The 16,823-nt window shown below is 60.4% G+C and carries 15 protein-coding genes; 10 read left to right on the forward strand and 5 right to left on the reverse strand.

What is annotated here, in order from left to right:
• Positions 1-36: 36 nt before the first annotated feature.
• On the reverse strand, positions 37-1,314 hold the full coding sequence (fabF, locus tag RCCGE510_RS05430; RefSeq protein WP_037077841.1) for a beta-ketoacyl-ACP synthase II: 1,278 nt from the start codon (positions 1,312-1,314) through the stop codon (positions 37-39).
• A gap of 46 nt (positions 1,315-1,360) precedes the next feature.
• The gene (locus RCCGE510_RS05435) at positions 1,361-1,942 is read right to left on the reverse strand and encodes a TetR/AcrR family transcriptional regulator (protein WP_037077866.1); all 582 of its coding nucleotides are present in this window, start codon (positions 1,940-1,942) and stop codon (positions 1,361-1,363) included.
• 96 nt (positions 1,943-2,038) lie between these two features.
• On the opposite strand from RCCGE510_RS05435, the gene RCCGE510_RS05440 reads away from it, so the two are divergent.
• The 5 genes from RCCGE510_RS05440 (at position 2,039) to RCCGE510_RS05460 (ending at position 8,867) form a co-directional block, all read left to right on the forward strand.
• Entirely contained in the window at positions 2,039-3,142 is a 1,104-nt protein-coding gene (locus RCCGE510_RS05440; RefSeq protein ID WP_007627914.1) for an efflux RND transporter periplasmic adaptor subunit, read from the forward strand.
• On the forward strand, positions 3,142-6,273 hold the full coding sequence (locus RCCGE510_RS05445; protein WP_007627915.1) for an efflux RND transporter permease subunit: 3,132 nt from the start codon (positions 3,142-3,144) through the stop codon (positions 6,271-6,273). The genes RCCGE510_RS05440 and RCCGE510_RS05445 overlap by 1 nt, the downstream gene beginning before the upstream one ends.
• Before the next feature lie 172 nt (positions 6,274-6,445).
• Positions 6,446-7,030, forward strand: a complete 585-nt coding sequence (locus RCCGE510_RS05450) for a glutathione S-transferase family protein (RefSeq protein WP_007627916.1) — start codon at positions 6,446-6,448, stop codon at positions 7,028-7,030.
• Between the two features lie 66 nt (positions 7,031-7,096).
• Entirely contained in the window at positions 7,097-8,197 is a 1,101-nt protein-coding gene (locus RCCGE510_RS05455) for an NmrA family NAD(P)-binding protein (protein WP_007627917.1), read from the forward strand.
• A complete protein-coding gene (locus RCCGE510_RS05460) occupies positions 8,181-8,867 on the forward strand; it encodes a TetR family transcriptional regulator (protein ID WP_007627918.1) in 687 nt (228 codons plus the stop codon). The genes RCCGE510_RS05455 and RCCGE510_RS05460 overlap by 17 nt, the downstream gene beginning before the upstream one ends.
• Before the next feature lie 87 nt (positions 8,868-8,954).
• Here RCCGE510_RS05460 and RCCGE510_RS05465 read toward each other — a convergent pair whose 3' ends face one another.
• From RCCGE510_RS05465 to RCCGE510_RS05475, 3 genes are read right to left on the reverse strand one after another with little or no spacing between them, the layout of a single operon-like run.
• Entirely contained in the window at positions 8,955-10,055 is a 1,101-nt protein-coding gene (locus tag RCCGE510_RS05465) for a D-TA family PLP-dependent enzyme (protein WP_007627919.1), read from the reverse strand.
• Complete coding sequence (locus tag RCCGE510_RS05470; protein WP_007627921.1) at positions 10,056-11,531, reverse strand: M81 family metallopeptidase; 1,476 nt, start codon at positions 11,529-11,531, stop codon at positions 10,056-10,058. It lies immediately after the preceding gene.
• A gap of 30 nt (positions 11,532-11,561) precedes the next feature.
• Positions 11,562-12,044, reverse strand: a complete 483-nt coding sequence (locus RCCGE510_RS05475; protein ID WP_007627923.1) for a hypothetical protein — start codon at positions 12,042-12,044, stop codon at positions 11,562-11,564.
• 111 nt (positions 12,045-12,155) lie between these two features.
• Between RCCGE510_RS05475 and RCCGE510_RS05480 the strand changes: the two genes are divergently transcribed.
• The 5 genes from RCCGE510_RS05480 (at position 12,156) to RCCGE510_RS05500 (ending at position 16,748) form a co-directional block, all read left to right on the forward strand.
• Entirely contained in the window at positions 12,156-12,545 is a 390-nt protein-coding gene (locus tag RCCGE510_RS05480) for a RidA family protein (protein ID WP_007627924.1), read from the forward strand.
• A 21-nt stretch (positions 12,546-12,566) separates the two neighbouring features.
• Entirely contained in the window at positions 12,567-13,430 is an 864-nt protein-coding gene (locus RCCGE510_RS05485) for a MurR/RpiR family transcriptional regulator (protein WP_007627927.1), read from the forward strand.
• A 24-nt stretch (positions 13,431-13,454) separates the two neighbouring features.
• Positions 13,455-14,231 carry an SDR family oxidoreductase gene (locus RCCGE510_RS05490; RefSeq protein WP_007627929.1) on the forward strand — a complete coding sequence of 259 codons (777 nt, stop codon included), beginning with the start codon at positions 13,455-13,457 and terminating at the stop codon, positions 14,229-14,231.
• 15 nt (positions 14,232-14,246) lie between these two features.
• The gene (locus tag RCCGE510_RS05495) at positions 14,247-15,476 is read left to right on the forward strand and encodes an MFS transporter (RefSeq protein ID WP_007627931.1); all 1,230 of its coding nucleotides are present in this window, start codon (positions 14,247-14,249) and stop codon (positions 15,474-15,476) included.
• Between the two features lie 69 nt (positions 15,477-15,545).
• Positions 15,546-16,748 carry an ROK family transcriptional regulator gene (locus RCCGE510_RS05500; RefSeq protein WP_007627933.1) on the forward strand — a complete coding sequence of 401 codons (1,203 nt, stop codon included), beginning with the start codon at positions 15,546-15,548 and terminating at the stop codon, positions 16,746-16,748.
• The last annotated feature ends 75 nt before the right edge of the window (positions 16,749-16,823 follow it).

The raw sequence follows: 16,823 nt of genomic DNA on the forward strand, positions 1-16,823 counted from the left end.
ATCCGTCCTATCCTCGTTCGAATTGTTTGTAGAGGCCTATGCCGCTTTTGCAGGCCAGCGCTTAAACAGCGCACTCGCATTCACGCCGCCGAACCCGAAGCCATTGGTGATCGCGTAATCCATGAACAGCGGCCGGGCCACCTTGGCGACGATGTCAATTCCGTCGCTGGCAGGGTCGGGTGCGTTCAGATTCAGCGTTGGCGGCGCGATCTGATCGCGCAGAGCCATGATTGCAAAGATTGCTTCCAATCCACCGGCAGCACCGAGCAGGTGACCGGTCGCTGATTTCGTGCCGCTCACCGCCAGACCGGATCCCTTCCCGAACACAGACTTGATGGCCTCGATTTCCCCGCGGTCCCCAACCGGCGTTGAGGTGGCGTGAGCATTCACGTGCTGGATTTCCTGAGGAGAAATGCCGGCCTGTTGGATTGCAATCTGCATGGCTCTCGCGGCGCCCGATCCGTCCTCAGGACCGGACGTGATGTGGTGAGCGTCGGCTGTCGTGCCGTAGCCGACCAATTCGGCTAAAGGCTCGGCGCCGCGCGCAAGGGCATGGCTGAGGGATTCGATGACCAGCACGCCTGCACCTTCGCCCATGACGAACCCGTCGCGGAGTGTATCGAACGGTCGCGATGCCAGTTCAGGCGTGTCGTTGAACCCCGCAGACAAGGACCGGGCAGCAGCAAAGCCGCCAAGGCTCACGATATTCATGCAGGCTTCCGTCCCGCCGCAGATGGCGATGTCGGCTTCGTTCGCACGAATGAGCCTGGCGGCGTCACCAATCGCCTGAACGCCTGCAGCGCACGCTGTCACCGGTGCTCCAAGGGGACCCTTCAACCCATGTCGTATCGATACCTGACCTGCTGCCAGGTTGACCAGAAACGACGGGATGGTGAAGGGCGACAAACGTCGTGGCCCCTTATGGTCGACAGTCCGCACAGCGTCAGTGATGGCGGGGAAGCCACCGATCCCGGAAGCAATGATCGTCGCCGTTCGAACGCGGTCCTCCTCCGAAATGGGCTTCCAACGCGCCTGCGCAAGTGCTTCGTCAGCCGCTGCGAGCGCGAAAAGAATAAAGCGATCGATCTTTCGCTGATCTTTCAGCGGCAGCACAAGATCAGGATCGAACCCTGCTTCTGCGTCCTCGGCGATGGATGGGACCACGCCACCGATCTTGGCGGGGAGATCACCGACAACCTCGTCCGATAGGCGGCGAATCCCGGATTTTCCGGCTTTGAGCCGTGTCCAGGAGTTTGAGACATTGGCACCGAGCGGGCTAAGCGCTCCCATGCCTGTGACGACGATACGACGCATGATACCTCCGAGAAATTGTGTGTTGCAGGACGGGAACGGTGGCTTCCTAGTCTCCGTCGAGGGCGAGACGCTTTACCGCGTTGGCCGCCGCTTGAAGCAGGCGGTCCGACAGATCCGCGTCCGTCATGATCCTTGATAGCGTGACCGCACCGATCATCAGGGACAACACCACCATTGCCTTTTCATTGGCGTCGGGCTCGCCCTTTTCCGGCATCAGTTCCTCCAGCACTTGCAGATGAGCCTCGATCCCGTCTTGGAAGGGTGTCCGGATTTCCGCACTTTGCCGAGCCGCGTCAGACCCAAGTGCGACGAGCGGACATCCGTCTGCCGTTTCTCCGCGATGGTCCGCCGACAAGTAGAGACCGACGACCGCGCGCAACGGATCCGAGCTTGAGGCTGCAACGGACGACCACCGGCGCGTTGCACTCTCCATCGCCCGCCGGGATGCGAGCGCCGCGAGATCGTCTTTGGATTCGAACTGCTTATAGAAGCCGCCCGAGGTAAGGCCGGCTCCCTGCATCAGGTCTTTAAGACCGATCCCGTCAAAACCGTGCTCGCGAAAGAGTCGGCTTGCGGCAGTGATCACGGCGTCTCGATTGGCTTCAGCTTGGGCTCGAGTGACTCGCATTTGGCGCTCCATTTAGATTTCACTTGACATCTATATACGCTTTAGATTTAAGTTGCAATCTATTCCGATGCATCGACCGTCAAGAAGGGTCATCCCATGAAAACGAAGTTTCTTCTCTCCTCTGCGGTCGTGATCGCCGGCGCCGCCACCGCAGCGTTTGTCTTTTGGCCGACCGAGAAAGTCTCGGCAGCCGCCGATCCCCGGACCGCTGTCCCGTTTGTGAGCGTCGTGAAGGCAACGACACCGGATACCGTCGCCAGAAGCTTTACCGGGACGATTGCGGCCCGCGTCCAGAGCGACCTTGGCTTTCGGGTTCCCGGCAAGATCATCGAACGGTTGGTCAACCTCGGTGACGAGGTGAAAGCGGGACAGCCGCTGATGAAGATCGACGAAACGGATCTGCGTCTCGCGCTGACCGCGAAACGCAATGCCGTTGCGGCTGCCCAGGCAACATTCGTTCAGGCGCAGGCCGACGAAAAGCGTTTTGGTGCTCTGGTGAAAAACTTGGCTGCGTCCACACAGCAATATGAAAAGGCGAAGGCGGCCCTTGATACTGCCGCCGCGCAACTTGCCGCCGCGCAAGCTGACGCGAATGTCGCCGACAACGAGGCGACATATACAGTGCTGCTGGCAGACGCTGACGGAACAATTGTCGAAACGCTGGGTGAGCCCGGACAGGTGGTTGCCGCCGGCCAGACGGTCATTCGGCTTGCCCAGGCCGGAGCACGAGAAGCTCTGGTATGGATGCCGGAAAATCTCCGGCCGGAGATCGGCGCGACCGCGCAAGCCACCGTTTATGGCCGCGACACTGAGGACAACGCGGTGCTTCGCCAGATTTCTGCTGCGGCAGACACGCGAACCCGCACCTACGAAACCCGCTGGGTCCTGCAAGGAGGTGCAGCCACGGCATCCCTGGGTGCAACGGTGACGATCAAGATTCCGAACAAGGATGCGCAGTCCCATGCCGAGGTGCCGGTCGGCGCTCTCCTGGACGATGGCAACCGTAGCGGTATCTGGGTCGTCGACGAGAAAGCGTCCAAGGTGCACTTCCGTGATCTTAAAATTGAACGACTTGGTCAAGAAGACGCGATCGTTTCGGGCTTGAAGCCAGGGGAGGTGGTTGTGGCTCTCGGCGCGCATCTCCTGACCGATGGCGCGGAAATTCGCACGAGTATCGAAAAAGCAGAGGTGGCCAAGTGATGAGCTTCAATCTTTCCGCGCTCGCCGTTCGTGAGCGGGCCGTCACCCTCTTTTTTATCGTCCTTCTAGCTGCAGCAGGCGTCTATGCCTTCGTGAGCCTCGGGCGCGCAGAGGATCCGTCTTTCACCATCAAGACGATGACCGTCACGAGTGTCTGGCCGGGCGCAACGGCGCGCGAGATGCAGGATCTCGTCGCGGAACCGCTTGAAAAACGTCTTCAGGAACTGACCTGGTACGATCGGGTGGAGACGACCACTCGTCCGGGCTACGCATTCCTGACGGTCACCCTCAAAGACGATACGCCGGCTAGCGCGGTCGAGGAAGAATTCTATCAGGCACGCAAGAAACTGGGCGACGAGGCGAGGAGCCTGCCGCCTGGTGTCTTCGGGCCTTTCGTCAACGATGAGTATTCCGACGTCAGCTTTGCCCTTTACGCGCTGAAAGCCAAGGGCATGCCGATGCGTGACCTGGTTCGTCAGGCGGAAACGATCCGGCAGGACCTTCTGCATGTGCCGGGCGTGAAGAAGATCAACATTCTTGGGGAACGGCCCGAGCAGATCTTTGTGGAATTCTCTTTCGCCAAGCTCGCGACACTTGGTGTGTCGGCGCAGGACATTGCGTCGGCCCTACAGAACCAGAACACCGTCACGCCTGCCGGCTCCATCGATACACGCGGTCCGCAGGTCTTTATCCGGTTTGATGGCGCCTACAACAGCATACAGGCCATCGCGGATACGCCGATCGTGGCCGGTGGCCGGACTCTGAAACTTTCCGATATCGCGGACATCCGTCGCGGCTACGAAGATCCCGCGACCTACATCATTCGACACGAAGGCGAGCCCGCCATCATGCTCGGTGCCGTCATGCAATCGGGCTGGAATGGTCTCGAGCTTGGCAAGGCACTTGAAGAGAGATCCGCGACGATCAGCCAGTCATTGCCACTCGGTATGACCCTGGCGAAGGTCAGCGACCAGGCCGTCAACATTCAGGAAGCCGTCGGCGAGTTCATGATGAAGTTCGCGATGGCGCTCGGCGTCGTGCTGTTCGTCAGTCTGATCGCTCTGGGCTGGCGCGTCGGTATCGTCGTGGCACTTGCGGTTCCACTGACGCTTGCCGTGGTCTTCCTGATCATGCTGGAGACCGGACGCTTCTTCGATCGCATTACGCTTGGAGCCCTGATCCTGGCGCTCGGGCTTCTGGTCGACGACGCCATCATCGCCATCGAGATCATGGTCGTAAAGATGGAAGAGGGCATGGATCGCATCAAGGCGGCTGCCTATGCCTGGAGCCACAGCGCAGCGCCGATGCTGTCAGGCACGCTTGTCACCATTATCGGCCTAATGCCGGTCGGTTTTGCGAAATCGACGGCCGGTGAGTATGCCGGCAACATTTTCTGGGTCGTGGGTTTCGCTCTCATCGTATCCTGGATCATCGCCGTGGTGTTCACACCCTATCTCGGCGTCAAGATGCTTCCTGACATCAAGCCTGTTACTGGAGGCCACGCCGCTATCTATGGCACGCCGAATTACCAACGTCTTCGTGCGGTCATCAAGTTCGCCGTCCGCCATAAGTTCATGACCTGCGCCGTCGTGGTCGTGGTGATGGGTGTTTCCGTCGTCGGAATGGGGAGCGTCAAGCAGCAATTCTTTCCGACCTCCGACCGCCCCGAGGTGTTGGTCGAGGTTCGGCTGCCCGAAGGCACGAGCATCGAAACGACGACGGCCACTGTCGAAAAGCTCGAGCGCTGGCTGCAGGAGCAGCCCGAGTCGAAGATCGTCACCAGCTATATCGGCCAGGGCGCGCCACGATTCTTCTTTGCAATGGCGCCTGAACTGCCGGATCCGGCGTTCGCCAAGATCGTCGCGCTCACCCCCGATGCCGAAGGTCGCGAAGCGCTGAAGCATCGCCTGCGTGCAGCCATCGCCGATGGCCTTGCGCCGGAAGCCTCCGTTCGCGTCACGCAGCTCGTGTTTGGCCCTTACACACCGTTCCCCGTCGAGTTTCGCATTATGGGGCCCGATCCCGAGAAGCTCTATCAGATCTCGGAACAAGCACTCGCGATCATGAAAACCGTCCCGGACGTTCGCCAGTCCAACCGCGATTGGGGCAACCGCACGCCTATCGTCCGCTTCATTCCTGACCAGGAGAGGCTTAATCTCATCGGCCTGTCGCCGGCCGAAGCCGCCCAACAGTTGCAGCTTCTGCTGACGGGCGTTCCGATCACCCAGGTCCGTGAAAACATCCGCAACGTCCCGGTTGTTGCGCGCAGCGGCGGCGACAATCGTCTTGATCCCTCAAAGCTCTCAGACTTCTCGCTGATCAGCAGGGACGGAAGGGCGATTCCGCTCGATCAGATCGGTCACTCGGAGGTCAGCTTCGAAGAGCCGATCATGAAGCGCCGTGACCGCACGCCGGTCATCACCGTCCGGTCTGACATCAGCGAGGCAACGCAACCGCCGGAAGTGTCGAAAGCCGTCATGCAGGCTCTGCAGCCATTGATCACCTCGCTGCCGGTCGGCTATCGGATCGAAATGGGCGGCAATATCGAGGAATCCCTCAAGGCAAACGCCGCGCTGGTCAAGATCTTCCCCTTGATGATCGCAGCGACACTGATCGTGATCATTCTTCAAGTTCGCAGCCTGTCGACCATGACCATGGTCATACTGACGGCGCCGCTTGGCCTTGCCGGCGCAGTGCCGGCTTTGCTCCTCTTCAATCAACCATTCGGCTTTAACGCCATTCTGGGTCTGATTGGACTTGCCGGCATCCTGATGCGCAATACGCTTATCTTGACCGAGCAGATCAAGGAGTATCAGGCGGCAGGTCTGGACGATTATCACGCTGTCATCGAAGCGACCGTGCAACGAACTCGTCCGGTTATCCTCACGGCGCTTGCGGCGGTACTCGCGTTCATTCCGCTGACCCACTCAGTGTTCTGGGGATCGATGGCTTATACGCTGATCGGCGGGACGGCTGTTGGCACGCTCATGATCCTGCTGTTCCTTCCTGCTCTCTATGCGGCCTGGTTCCGGATCAAGCCGACGGAGGACAACGCGGTGCACGCCGACCATGGCGTCACACAGCCGGAGGCGACCCGCCTGGAACCGAAGCTGCATCTGGCGGCCGAGTGATGCAATGACCCTCCGAAGCGTCCCTGACGCGTCGGAGGGTCAAAGGGCAGGCCGTCACATTATCGGGCATAAGGTCTGCCGTCTCCTTCGAAAGGGGACAGAGTCCCGCCCCAAGCCCGGCAACGCCGGTCTCCAGCTGAACGATCCACGCTCACGAACTAACAGGTGCAACATGACCCCGATCGTCTCAATTTTCAAAAACCCGCCCGATGGCGGCCGGGGGTTCCACCGGGATATGCGCGTGCGGTGGGCGCTTGAGGAAGTCGGTCAGCCCTATCGGCTGCGATTACTGGCCTTCTCCGAAATGCGCCGTCCTGAGTACCGCGCGCTCCACCCCTTCGGACAGATGCCGACCTATGAGGACGGGAATCTGGTGCTTTTCGAATCCGGCGCGATCGTCCATCACATCGCGCATACGTACCCTGGTCTCTTGCCGCTCGACATGAGCGCCCGGTCGCGTGCGGTCATGTGGATGTTTGCGGCGCTGAACACGATCGAGCCCTGCATGTCTTCAGGCAACGCCGACTATCTGTCTGTCCGGCTCGCCCAACTCTCAACAAAGCTCGGTTACGCCGATTGGCTGGATGGAGACTTCAGTGCGGCTGATCTGTTGATGGTGACAGTCCTGCGCGCGTTGCGTGGCGCGGATATTCTGGAGGGAATTCCAAATCTCCAAAGGTACGTCGAGCGTGGCGAGGCCCGCCCCGCATTTCGACAGGCCCTGACACCGTCCGCAACTATCATGCAAACGGCATGACGGACATGACTGCACGCAGTGAACGCCGCCTTGCGGTGGCCAATTCAAATTTTGGAGGAAATCGACATGTCATTTGAAACCAGCAGGATTTTCGTGATCGGTGCCACCGGCGCGCAGGGCATGTCGGTCGTCAGGGGGCTCGTTGGCGATGGCAAGTATCAAGTTCTTGCTCTGACACGCGACGCAACGTCCGGTCGTGCGCGACAACTTGAGGAATTGCCGAATGTATCGATCCTGGAAGGTTCGTTCGCGGACGAAGATGTCATTCGGAAGGGCTTTCGGGCTTGCGACGGAGCCTTCGTCAATATTGACGGATTCAACACCGGCGAAAAGACTGAGACGTTTCTCGCGATAAGGATCTATGAAATCGCCATAGAGGAGGGGGTCAGGTTCTTCGTTTTCGGCAACCTCGACTATGTGCTGAAAAAGTCAGGTTATGATTCTCAGTTCCGAACCGGCCACTATGACGGCAAGGGGCGCGTCGCAGAATGGATTCTGTCGCAAAACAATGCCAATGCCGACAGGATGGGCGCGGCGATTTTTACGACAGGGCCGTACATGGAGATGGCGTTCTCGCCCTTTACGCCAATGACGCCCAGAATTGAGGAGGGCGTTGTTACCTGGAGGGTGCCGCTTGGGCATGGAGCCGTCGTCCATGTCTCACTGGAAGATTGCGCATATTATGTTCGTTGGCTTTTCGACAACACGGAAAGGTCTGTCGGAATGGACCTTGAGGTTGCCATCGAACATGTGCGTTACGACGAACTCGCTGCGGCGTTCGCGCGTGTGACGGGACATCCCGCACGCTACATCGATACCGACGTTCATCAGTATTTCGGCGGTTCTCTCAAGAACGCGGCAGATCGGCCGGCCGGCTACAATGCGGATCCCGCCGATAGGAGCACGATGAGTTTCAGGGACAACTTCACTGGCTTCTGGAATATGTGGAAACATGACGTCATCAAACGCGATTACCAGCTTCTTGATGACATCCATCCCAACAGATTGAAGTCGGCCGAGCAGTGGATACGGCGACATGAGGATCTTGCCCGCCTAAACGGGTCACCGTCGCTCTGGGACAAGCTTCAACCCGAGGCGTTGCAAAAAAGCTTTTCTGTTCTGAAAAGCAGCGAAGATAGGCAAAGGGGAAATGTTGGCGGCCTCTGACACCTCAGCGATACCAAGCCATGGCACACGGTCACGCCGGGGCGAAGACGCTGAAATCAGGAACCTTATTCTTGATCATGCCGAGGCATATATCCGCCGCATTGGCCGCAAGAAAACCAACGTCGCCGATATAGCCGATAACCTGGAAATGAGCCGGGCGAACATTTATCGCTTTTTCCCAACCAGAGCGGCCATAGACCATTGCGTTTTTGCCAGGCTTACCGACGACACGCTGTCGGCAATCACTCATATTGCTGACAGTCCTGATACAGCGCCGGCAAGGCTGGTTACGATCCTCCAAGTCCTTCATCGTCGGGTTCGTGAGGATCTTATCCATGCGCCGAATATCCACGCGCTCTACGTCGCAGCTTACTTGGACAACTGGACAGTAACGCACCTCTATCTTCAACGGTTGACCGCTATTCTCGCAAAAGTCCTTTGTGAAATGAACGCCTCATTTAAAATGAGCACCGATGGTCCAGTGGAAACTGCACAAGCTGTTGTCGACGCAATGAATTCGTTTCTGCATCCTGTTCTGGTTGAATTGCGTCTCAAAAACCAGAAAGACATCGATGTGGAATTGAGAGCCCAGATCGCGTTCATCCTACGCGCCCTCAGCGTCCGAGAGCATATGGAGTCAAATAGCCCAAATGAATTTGAAGGCAGGTGATGCAGATCGGGCTTGTCGCAAAGATTTTTTTAAGGTTGGGATCGTCCCCTAAACGGTAGGGGTTTCATGAAGAGGCGCTCCAAACCCCTACCAGACGAGGCCGCGGGCGGCGACGTCCTCGACGCGGGTAACCACGCCACCCCGGTGGAAGACCATCGTATCGAACAGGTTGGAGACCACACAGGTGTGGTTCGGGATGATGAAGAGTTTTTCGCCGATCTGCGGCCGCGGGCCGGTGCAGTCTGAGAGATTGATCACGCCGTGCTCTTCCGAGAGGCTGCTGATCCGCGCCTCGGGATAACCGACGATCAGGCCGTAGTCGCTGAAGCCTTGGAGATCCGAAGTGAGCGCCTTCGAGCCGGCATCGATGACGGCGCGGTCGGCGGTCGGACGGGAGACGACGGTCGCCAGCACGTGCATGGCGCAGTCGTCCTCGGTGCAATGGCCCATGCGCACCATCTGGCGGTCGTTGTAGATATAGGTGCCGGCGCGGTGTTCGGTGGCCGAGGGGACGAGATGCGCCTCGAACAGGCTCGGCGTTCCGCCATTGCTGACGATCGGGCAGTCCATGCCGCCCGATTGCAGGCGGTCCAGTGTTTCGGCGATGAAGGCTTCGACGGCGGCGGCCGATTGCGGCTTCGGATAGGTGACGATGCCGCCGAAGGTCAGGCCGTCGGCGGCGGCAATGCGCCTGGCGAGCAAGGCCGCTTCCTCAGGCGTCTGCACACCGCAGCGGCCGCCGCCCGTATCGCATTCCACAAGCACGGTGAGCGGCTTGTGGCCGGAAAAATGCGCCGCAAGCGCATCGACCGTCTGTTCGCTGTCGGCAACGACCTTGAGCGCCGAAATTCGCTCGTTCAGTTTGGCTAGGCGCTCGAGTTTCTGCTGTCCGATTATGTTGAAGGTGATCAGGATGTCCTCGAAGCCGGCAGCGGCGAAGACTTCCGCCTCTGTGACCTTCTGGCAATTGATGCCCTTGGCGCCGGCGGCGACCTGGGCGACGGCCAGCGCCGGGATCTTGTGCGTCTTGATATGCGGGCGGAAGTTCAGCCCGTGCTGATCCATATAGGATTGAACGCGGGTGATGTTGGCAGCCAGCCGGTCTTCGTCGATCACCGGACGCGGCGTCGAGAGATCGGCGATCCTGTCTCCTATTCTGGCGACGACGGCAAAGCTGGCATCGGACATCTAGGCGGCTCCGCATTCTCGTCCGTGTGGATCGGCGACGATCGGCCAAATCGTCTTCGGCGCCCGCCGGTATGGCGTCGTCGCCGGATTATTGGGATAGGGCGTTCCGGCGGAGCAGTAAAGGATCTCGGCGGCGATCTTCGAGAAGGAGGCGAAGAAGTGATTGGTGGATTTGATCACCAGGATCTTCTGCCTGGCGGGATCGATGCCCATCACCGAAAACAGGCTCGGATCGAAACTTTGTGCACGCGTCGAATTGAGGATGATGTCGATACCGTCGAGCACGATATGGGCGGCATCGCCGAACGGCGCCAGGCTCTCGCCGAACTGCATCTCGGCATTTTTCACCAGCTTGACGACCTTGACGGTGCCGTCGACCGGATTGCCGGTGCCGGGCGCCGACTTGGCCCCGAAGCGCAGCGGAATTTCCGCCCCCTCGCCCGCCGCAAAACAGATCTGCACCGCCACCGGATCCCAGATAGTTCCGATCGCCGCACTGGTGACGCCACGGGTCAGAAGTTCCCCGAGGATGACGGTTGCATCTCCCGCCGTGCCGCCACCCGGATTGTCCCAGACGTCGGCGATGACGACGGGCCATGCGGTGGCAGCCATCGCGCGCGCGACGGCTTGCCTCTCGTCGATCTGCGGAACCATGAAAGTGCCGCGCTTCGAAAACAGCTCGAGCCCAAGGTCGCGTGCCGAGGCCGCGCCTTTTTCCGGCTTGTTATCGGTGACGACGAGCAGCTTCGTTCCCATTTCGGGAACGTCGCCGACCATGAAGCCGTGGATCACCGAGATCGACAGGATATCAGCATCGTCCTTCTCGATCTGCATGATCTTGTCGACGAAGGACCGCATCGGCTCACGCGAGGTCGGGAAGACGTCGATCATCCGGCAGTCGAACACCGACATGACAGGCTTGACCCGGCCTTCGAGCGTCTCGACCGCGATGCGCCAGAGATCCTCGGCGCGGTCGACGAAGTCCGTATGCGGAAACTCCTTGAAATAGACGGCGAAATTAAGCGCTGCGACCCGTTTTGCCGTCAGATGGCTGTGCGGATCGAGTTCGGCGCAGATAAGCACATCAGGCCCGACGATCTCGCGCATGCGCTGGAGAAGATCGCCTTCCGTATCCTCGTATCCGGCTGCCACCATGGCGCCGTGCAGGCCCATGATGACGGCATCGACCGGCATAGCGGCGCGGAGCTGGCCGAGGATTTCGTCACGCAATTCCTCGTAGGTCACCCGGTTGACGAGGCCCGCGGGGTCGGCCCAGGTGGCCGTTCCCTCGATCAGTTGCCAACCCTTTTCCCGGGCGACGCGCCGGCCGACGGTGATCGGCGCAGTGCAGAGCGTCGGTGTTTCGGGATGTTGGCCGGGCGGGGCATAAAGCGAGGCTTCGAACGCGCGACGATCGACGCAGATCGGGGAGAAGGTGTTGGTCTCGGTCGCCAGTGCCGCGGTGAAAATGCGCAAGAAAGTCGCCTTCGTGTTGTCGGCCTCGGGTCAACCCATCGGGTTCGGCAGGTAGCCGGTGAAACCTGAGATCTTCCATTGTCCTTGGTGAAGTCGGCAATAATAGAGCGTCTGCCATTGCAGGACATCGCGGGTGCCGTCAGCCTTGGTGATGCCGCCGTCGAATTTCTTGCGAACCAGCGCCATCTCGCCTTCGATCTCGATATCTTCGAGCGTGGTCGTGGTGAAGATCGCCGTGCGCGCATCTTCCGCGAAACGCTGCTCGGCGAAATCCTTCGCCTGCCTCAGCCATTCCTGGCGATAGGCAGACAGCGTCGGAAATGCCAGGCGCCACCTGTCGGGGTCGACCTGCTTTTGAGCGTCGATGCCGATAAAGCCCTCTTCCACGAAGTCATGCTCGACCATCGACCAGTCGGCGGCCAGAAAGGCATCGATATCGCGCGGAACGAGCATTTCCCAGATCGCATGCCGGGCGCTGTCTGACGGGAAAGGATTCTGGAAAGGATCGCGCATAACACCCCCGGATTGAAATTCTTTTCATAAATAGTGTTTTTCACTGGTCAAATTCTGCTTTTTATGGTCACTTGTCAACTTATCAAGAAAATAATTTGCAAGGACTTCAGCATGCCCATCAAGCGCTATGGCACTGTTCAAACCGGCGCCGGCGGCAAGCCACTGCCTTTCGCGCGTGCGGTCGAAGCCGACGGATGGCTGTATGTTTCCGGCCAGGTTGCGATGGAAGACGGAGAAATCATTGATGGCAACATTATCGCCCAGACCCATAAGACCATCGCCAACGTGCTGGCGATTCTCGATGAGGCCGGATACGGCGTCGAGGATGTCGTGCGCGTCGGCGTCTGGCTCGACGATCCGCGCGACTTCTGGACCTTCAATAAGATCTATCAGGAATATTTCGGTGAACATCCGCCGGCACGCGCCTGCGTGCAATCGTCGATGATGGTTGATTGCAAGGTTGAGATCGACTGCGTGGCCTATAAGAAGAAGGGTGCATAAGGAATAAGGGCGGGAGCGGCTTTGGATATATTTTCGACATTGCAGGAAGACAGGGGCCGGCTCTCTCCCTCCGAGAGCCGCATCGCGGAGATCGTCGTCAACGATTTCGAGTTCGCCGTGAACGCCTCGATCATCGAGCTTGCCGAGCGAGCCGAGGTATCGCCGCCGACAGTCACCCGCTTTTGCCGCCGGCTGGGTTGCGAGAGCTTTTCCGACTTCAAGGTGCAGCTTGCCCGCACCGCCCATATCGGCGTGCGTTATCTCAAGCCGGAATCGAAAAGCACCGATCCGGCCGATGTCGCCCAGGATATCATCACCAAGGCCCAGAATGCGCTGTTTCTGCTGCACCGGTCGCTCGATCTGGCCGCGATCGAAGCCGCCGTTTCGCATATCGCCAAGGCCGACATGATCTACGCCTTCGGCTCGGGCGGCAATTCATCGATGATCGCCGACGAGCTGCAGAACCGGCTCTTCCGTCTCGGGATTCGCATCACCGCAAGTTCCGATCACAGCATGCAGCTGATGATGGCGGCGGCGGCTCGGCCGGGCGATGTGCTGATCGGCTCGTCCTTCTCGGGGCGTAATCTGGAGCTGGTGCGCGCCTTCGAGCTTGCCCGCGGCGCCAAGGTGAAGACGATCGCGCTGACCCAGACGGCAAGCCCGGTCGCCAAGGCGGCCGAAATCGTCGTGCCGATCGATCTGCCCGAAGGCAACAATATCTATCGCCCGACCTCGACGCGCATCGCTTACATCGCGACGGTCGATATCCTGTCGAGCCTGGTCGCCTATGCCGTTCAGCCGAAGGCGACGACCACGCTTCGGCGCATCAAGCAGCAGCTCGTCATTCACCGCGACGGTGACGACCGGCAATTGCTTGGAGATTGAACTCATGAGCGGGAGCCACGGAAAATGACGCAGTCGATAGCCATCGTCACGGGCGCTGCGGGCGATATCGGTGCGGCGATCGCCGCCCGGCTCGCCGACGACCACGATATCGTGCTGCTTGCCGACATCGATACCGCGGCTGCGGCGGTCGTTGCCTCGCGGCTCGGGCCGGACAATCGCTTCGTAGCGGTCGGATGTGATGTGACCAGCGAGACGAGCATTGGCGAACTGGCAAGACGCGCCGCCGAGGCCGGGGTGGTTCGCACCCTGGTCAACAATGCCGGAGCCGCCCGCGCCACCAGCCTGCACGAGACGACGCCGGAAATCTGGCGGGCGGACACTGCGCTCAATCTCGAAGCGGCATTTCTGTGTTTCCGCGCCTTCGAGGCGATGCTGAAGGCTTCGAAGGGTTCCGTCGTCAACATCGCCTCGGTCAACGGCATGAATGTCTTCGGGCACCCGGCATATAGTGCCGCCAAGGCCGGCCTTCTGCATTTCACCCGGCTTGTCGCCGTCGAATACGGCAAGTTCGGCATCCGCTCCAACGCGGTTGCTCCCGGCACGGTGAAGACGCAGGCCTGGGAGGCACGCGCGAGCGCCAATCCGGATGTTTTCGAGGAAGCGCGCCGCTGGTATCCGCTGCAGCGTGTCGTCGATCCGAAGGATGTCGCCAATGCCGTCGCCTTCCTCGCCGGTCCGCTCGCCGCAGCCATTACAGGCGTCTGCCTGCCTGTCGATTGCGGCCTCACCGCAGGCCAGGCCGAACTGGCGCGGACTTTTTCCCAATCAGAACATTACTGACATTCAGTTGACCGCATGAGCCGCCTTTTCCCCGACGTCTTCCGCAATCCGGCGATCCGCGTCAGCATGATCGCCATTTTCACCTTCGGCATGGCGGGGGCGATGACCGCGCCCTATCGCTCTATCATCGGTATCCGCGAATTGGGGTTGAGCGACGGCCTCTACTCCGCCCTCAGCTTCGCCTCGGCGGCGGTCAACGTCGTCATCAGCATCCTGCTCGGCAATCTCGCCGATCGGCTTGGCGAGTATCGTTCGGCGATGATCGGCGCCTGCATTTTCGGCATCGTCGGCTACGGCATGGTCTACACTTTTCCCACAGCGGCCATCTTCATCATCAGCGGGTTGCTGCCGCTGCCGATCTACGGGGCTTTGAATTCGCTGCTGTTTGCCAATGCACGCGCGGCGATGCAGGGCATGAACCGAAGCGACATGGTGACGGCCAACTCCGGCGTGCGCGCGATGATCTCGCTCTCCTGGGTGCTGATCCCGGGGATCACAGGCCTGGCGCTTTCGGGCGCCTCGAACATGCTGCCGGCCTATCTGTTTGCCAGCATTGCATGTCTGCTATGCCAGGGGATCATCGTCTTTGCCCTGCCGAAGCGGGCGGCAACCAAGATGGCGGCGGCCCATCATCTCACCTATCTCGGCGCACTGCGGCAGGTGGTTTCGCCGCGGATTTCGGCGCATATCGCCGGCGTGGCGCTGATCACCAGCACGCTGCATCTCAACGACGCGCTTCTGCCGTTGATTGCGACCGGTGCTGCGCACGGCCGGCTCAGCGATGTCGGCATTCTTGTCGGCATCGTCGCGCTTCTGGAAGTCGTCTTCATCATCGTCTGGTCGCGGATTGCCAGAAGGGCCGGTCAGATGACGGCGCTTGCCGCCGGCACCATCATCTATGCCGTCTTTCTCAGCCTGCTCGGCTTTGCCTCCGAGCCGTGGCAGCTCTATGCACTGACCTTGCTCGCCGGCATCGGTGCGGCGGCGATCATCAGCATTCCGATCACCTATCTGCAAGATCTGATTGCCGATCGGCCAGGGCTTGGCAGCGCCCTGATCTCCGTCAATATCTTTGCCAGCGCCGGGATCGGCGCCCTGGTCTTTGCCGTCGGCACGTCGGTGGCCGGTTATTCCGGAACCGCGGTCCTCAGCGCCGTTACCGGTCTGTCGGGGATCGCAATCCTCGCCCTCCTGCAGAGACGCAATGCCGTTGCACCTGATGACGCCGACGTTCAAGAGACCTGACGAGGAATGTGGCTTTCATCGCTGTCCGTCTTGTGACAAGGGTGATGCTGCATTTGCTTTGAAGGCGACATGAAGGCAATTTCCGGCACGAATCTCGAGCAGGCCAAGTCTCACAACCGGCGTGTGGTGATCGAGGCTGTCCGCACGCACGGCCCCTTGTCGCGCGCCGCGATTGCCCGGATGACGGCGCTGACGGCCCAGACCGTATCGAATATCGTCGAGGAACTGGAGAAGTCGCACCTTCTCGTGCCGGCCGAAGCGCAGAAACTGGCGCGGGGACAGCCGATCATCCCCTATTCGATCAATCCCCCCGGCGCCTATTCGATCGGCCTCGAACTTGGCCGCCAACGCGCAAGCGGCGTTCTGACGGATCTCTCCGGCGCCGTCTGCGCGCGCATTGAGCGCCACGTGGAATACCCAGATCCGCAGACGGCGATGCCGGCGCTGCAATCGATCGTCGAGGAGCTGCAGCAGGCCTTCGTCTTCGACCGGAACCGGCTGCTCGGCGTCGGCATCGCCCTGCCCGGCCGCTATGCCGATGGCGGCACCACCTCTCTCAGTCCGCTGAACCTGCCCGGCTGGCAGGATTTTCCCGTCGGGCCTGCGCTGGAACAGCGGGTGAAGGTGCCGGTGCTCGTCGAAAACGATGCGACGGCGGCGGCGATCGGCGAGCGTCTTCATGGCGTCGCCCGCGGTCTCAGCAGCTTCGTCTATCTGTTTCTTGCCGGCGGCGGCGGCATCGGCGCGGGAATGCTCCTCGATGGCCACCTCTACAAAGGCAGCCGCAACAATGCCGGCGAGATCGGCCATATCATCGTCGAACCGCATGGCAAGCCGTGCTCCTGCGGCAAGCGCGGCTGTCTGGATCGCTATATCTCGCCGGCCGTCGCCTATGAATTCATGGGCATTGCCGACGCCGAGGAGCTTTTGCCTGACGATCTCGACGCGCTGATCGCCCGGGGCGGCGAAGGTCTGGACGCATGGCTGGATCAGGCCGTCCAGCCGCTGCGGCAGACCGTCGATTTTCTCGAGCTTGCTTTCGATCCGCAGACCATAGTGCTCGGCGGCAGCGTCTCGACATCGCTGATGCGGCGGCTTGCAGAGCGGCTGGAGCCACTGCACACCCCGATCGACCCCAACCGCAAGCAGACCATTCCCCGCGTCATGATCGGCATGACCGGCAAGGATACCGCGATCCTCGGCGCCGCCGCCCTGCCGATCTTTTCCGAAACCAACCCGCGCTTCGACGTCCTGCAAAAGCCGGTTGGCTAAATCGAGTTAAGCCGGTAGGCCGGCTTGGTCTCAGGGTCGGCTACTGCGCGCGCGGCGACACAGCGACGGTCGACC

The organism is Rhizobium sp. CCGE 510 (assembly GCF_000292525.1).
In the GTDB taxonomy this organism is placed as follows: domain Bacteria; phylum Pseudomonadota; class Alphaproteobacteria; order Rhizobiales; family Rhizobiaceae; genus Rhizobium.